Consider the following 4,936-nt stretch of genomic DNA (forward strand, 5'->3'; position numbering starts at 1 on the left):
TAACCAACTGGTGATTATTGCTCAGGATCCTGCAGGCAACCGCAGTAATTTCTCCTCTCCGAGCTATGACGTTACGCTGTACATCCCGGTATCGACTGAACCGTCTATCGGCAGTGTGGTGGACAACGCAGAGCCACACGTGGGTCCATTGCAGAAGGGCGAAGTCACCAACGACACCACCCCAACCCTGAGTGGGAGTGCAACAGCCAACAGCCTGGTCAAGATCTACGATAACGGTGAACTGATCGGTTCAACCACGGCCAACGGCAAGGGTGAGTGGACCTTTACCCCCGATGTGGCCCTGAAAGATGGCAACCATAATCTGACCACCACCGCAACGGATATCGCAGGTAATGTCAGTGCACCAAGCGGCAGCTTCGGTATTAATGTTGACACCACCGTGCCTAATTCGGCTGGCGATATCGTTATCACCGACAACGTGGGTGAGAAGACCGGTGAAGTGAAACCGGGGGATACCACCGATGACCGTTCACCAAACCTGAACGGTACCGGTGAACCCGGCGGCACGGTCACTATTTATGATAACGGTGAAGAAATCGGTACTGCCAAGATCAATGATGAAGGCAAGTGGAGCTTTACCCCGAGTGAGCCGCTGGATAATGGCGATCACACCCTCAATACCACGGTGACTGACCCGGCGGGCAACGTAAGTGAGCCAAGCCCGGATATCAAGATTGCGGTGGACGATACCCCGGTGCTGGTACAACTGGGTTCAATCAATGACAACGTAGGGTCAGTGACCGGTAACCTGCAACCAGGTCAAGTCACCGACGACGCGCGTCCAGAACTGAACGGCAGCGGCAAGCCAGGTAGTGTCATCACCGTCAAGGATGGGGATGATGTGCTGGGTACCACTATCGTCAAGAAAGATGGTAGCTGGAGCTTTACGCCAGATGCGGATCTGAGCGAAGGCAACCACAGCCTGACCGTGACGGCAGAAGATGCCGCCGGTAAGACCGTGACCTCGCCCGCCTTTGAGCTGAAGGTAGATACCATCGCGCCAGAGCAGCCAGTGCTGGGTAATGCCATTGATGACGTAGGTGATGTCCGTGGTCCATTGACCAGCGGCAGTGTTACTGACGATGCCAACCCGACCTTCAAGGGAACGACAGAGCCAAATAGCATCATCAATATCTATGATGATGGAAAACTGTTGGGCTCGGTTGCTGCCGACGACGATGGTGCCTGGTCGTTTACCCCAACCACCCCATTGGTGGAAGGTGAACACAAGATCACCACCACGGCGACGGATGAGGCGGGTAACACCAGTGATCCATCTGAAGTCTTTAAGTTGACTACCGACTACACTGCTTCGCCAATTGGGCCAGGCTTCCTGGAGATCACCAGTGTGGAAGACCGTGTGGGCAATGAGAAAGGTAACGTTGCATCAGGAAACAGCACCGATGACAGCCAGCCGCTGATCAGCGGTATTGGTACCAAGGGCGATATCATCATTGTGTACACCACTGATGCGGCAGGTAATCACCCGATTGGCAGCACCAAGGTACTCGATAATGGCACCTGGTCACTGACGCCAACCACCCCATTGGTGGAAGGCAACAACCAGTTGACCATCGTGGCGGTCGATGCGGCGGGTAACAAGACCACGCCAAGCACGCCGTCTTATGACATCAATGTAGACATCACTATTCCTGCCGAGCCAGCAATCACCAGCGTGGTGGACAACGCAGAGCCACACGTGGGTCCATTGCAGAAGGACGACTTCACCAACGACAGCACCCCAACCCTGAGTGGGAGTGCAGAAGCCAACAGCCTGGTCAAGATCTACGATAACGGTGAACTGATCGGTTCAACCACGGCCAACGGCAAGGGTGAGTGGACCTTTACTCCAGCAGCAGGCGCTGAACTGAAAGATGGCAACCATACCCTGACCATCACTTCAACGGATGCGGCAGATAACGTCAGCGCACCAAGCGGCAGCTTCGGTATTGTGGTCGACACCACCGTGCCTAATCCGGCTGGCGATATCGTTATCACCGACAACGTGGGTGAGAAGACCGGTGAAGTGAACTCGGGTGATACCACCGATGACCGTTCACCAAACCTGAACGGTACGGGCGAACCCGGCGGTACAGTCACTATCTATGACAACGGTACCGAAATCGGTACTGCCAAGATCGATGATGAAGGTAAATGGACTTTTACCCCGACTGATCCGCTGGATAATGGCGACCACACCCTGAATACTACCGTGACTGATCCGGCGGGCAACGTGAGTGAGCCAAGCCCGGATATCAAGATTGCGGTGGATGATACCCCGGTGCTGGTACAGCTGGGTTCAATCAATGACAACGTAGGGTCTGTAACCGGTAACTTGCAACCCGGTCAGGTCACCGACGATGCACGTCCAGAACTGAACGGCAGCGGCAAGCCAGGCAGTGTCATCACCGTGAAGGATGGGGATGATGTGCTGGGTACCACTATCGTCAAGCAAGATGGTAGCTGGAGCTTTACGCCAGAGACCGATCTGATCGAGGGTAACCACAGCCTGACCGTGACGGCAGAAGATGCAGCGGGTAAGACCGTGACCTCTCCCGCCTTTGAACTGAAGGTAGATACCACCGCGCCAGAACAGCCGGTGATGGGTAATGCCATTGATGACGTCGGTGATAACCGTGGTCCATTGACCAGCGGCAGTGCGACTGACGATGCCAACCCGACCTTCGAAGGGACGGCAGAGCCAAATAGCATCATCAATGTCTATGATGATGGAAAACTGTTGGGGTCGGTTGCTGCCGGCGACGATGGTGCCTGGTCGTTTACCCCAACCACCCCATTGGTGGAAGGTGAGCACAAGATCACCACTACTGCGACGGATAAGGCGGGTAACACCAGTGCTTCATCCGACGTCTTTAAATTAACCACTGATTACTCTGCACCCGATGCTAGCAAAGTGACGATCACTGGCGTGGATGATCAGGTGGGTGGTAAGACCGGCAATGTGAACTCAGGTGGCACCACTGACGACAGACGTCCAACCATCAGTGGGACCGGTGCGGAAGAGGGTAACATCATTACGGTATACCGCGGTGACCAAATTATTGGCTCGGCGGTTGTGAAGAGTGATCTCTCCTGGTCGATGCAGCCGGATCTGCTGCTTGTGGATGGTGTGGTTGTGTTGACCGCAACAGAGCGCGATCCGGTCGGCAACACCACCGATAAGTCACCGGTTTACAGTATTACCGTCAGTACAGCCCCACCGGCACCACCGGTGCTGGGTACGGTCATCGATAATGAGGGGCCAGGACCAGAATCGGTGGCATTGCAGCCAGGGGATGTCACCAATGACAAGACCCCGACCCTGAACGGGACTGCGTTGCCAGGCGGCACGGTGACGGTTTACGACGGTAAGAATGAACTCGGTACGGCCAAGGTAGACGACGACGGTAAGTGGAGCTTTACGCCACAGCCTGCACTGGGTGAGGGTAAACATGACCTGACAGCGACGGTGACCAACAGTGTCGGTGTCACCAGTGACCCAACCGGTGTCTTCAATATTGTTGTCGATACGCAGGCACCAGCACCGGCCACCAATTTGAAGGTGGAAGATAAGATGGGTGACGAGCAAGGCGATATCCTTGCTAACAAAACTACCGACGACAGCGCGCCAGTCATCAGTGGTAAGGCTGAACCGGGCAGTGTGGTCCATATCTATGATAACGATAAGGAAATCGGTAGCGCGCCGGTGGATGACCAAGGGAACTGGAGCTTTAAGCCGAACGACCCATTGGGTAATGGTCAACATGACCTGACCACGACCGTGACCGACAAGGCCGGTAACACCAGCGATGAAGGGCAACACCTGATCTTCAACGTGGATGTGGATCTAACGAAGGTACTACTGACCGGTCTGGAAGATAACCAGGGCAATGACCCGGTCGGTAAGGTGGAGCTGATAGCCCAGAACGGGGTGACGAATGATTTGCGTCCGACCCTCATTGGTACCGCGAAGGCGGACAGTGTGGTCACCGTCAGCGATGAAAATGGCGTAGCACTGGGCAGCACCACGGCCAACGGCAGCGGTAACTGGAGCTTTACACCAAGCAGTGACTTGGACCAGGGTGAGCATACCTGGAGCGCCAGCGCCAAAGATCCGGCAGGGAATATCAGCACCAGCGGTACCTGGGTGTTTACCGTCGACACGGTGGCGCCGAACGTGCCGTTTATCGACTCGGCCGCAGACAATGTGGGTGCGCCACAGCCGCAAGGCATGCTCAGCGGCAGTGCCACAGATGACCCCTACCCGGTCCTGACAGGTCGTGCGGAAGTCAACAGTGTGGTGATGGTGTATGACCAAACCGGCCTGTTAGGCTCAGCGAAAACCAATGACAGCGGTGTCTGGACGTTCAAGCCAATCAGTAGCCTGAATGAAGGCACGCATGATTTTTACGTCACGTCCACCGACAAGGCGGGTAACGTCAGCCAACAATCGGCAATCTTTACCCTGACGCTGGACTTCACGCCACCGGATGTGAGCAAGGTGGCGATCACTGAGGTCGTCGATCAGTATGGTTTGGTGACAGGCCCGGTCAGCAAGGGTAACGTGTTGGATGATCGCAATCCGTTGATTAACGGTACCGGTGCTGAAGAGGGTAACACCATCACGGTATACACCACCGATGGCAATGGGCTGACCAAAGTACTGGGCACCACCACCGTAGGCAGCAATGGCCAGTGGAGTTTGACCGCTACGGGCTCACTGTATGACGGTAAAAACACGTTGACCGTAGAAGAGACTGACAAGGTAGGTAATAGCGCCAAGCCGAGCACCAGCTATGACGTCATTATGTCATTGACCCCAGGCACTCCGGTTATCGACAGTATTATTGATGATACCGGCACTACCCGTATGCCATTGGCCAGCGGTAGTTTGACCAAGGACAATACGCCAACT

General features: G+C 55.2%; 1 protein-coding gene. It reads left to right on the forward strand.

Annotation, left to right across the window (positions count from 1 at the left end; translation table 11 throughout):
• On the forward strand, nt 1–4,936 hold a 4,936-nt coding region (locus AC2A06_RS18380; protein ID WP_484381238.1), incomplete at both ends, for an Ig-like domain-containing protein.

It is taken from the genome of Serratia sp. HNCC26DJ244, assembly GCF_057180565.1.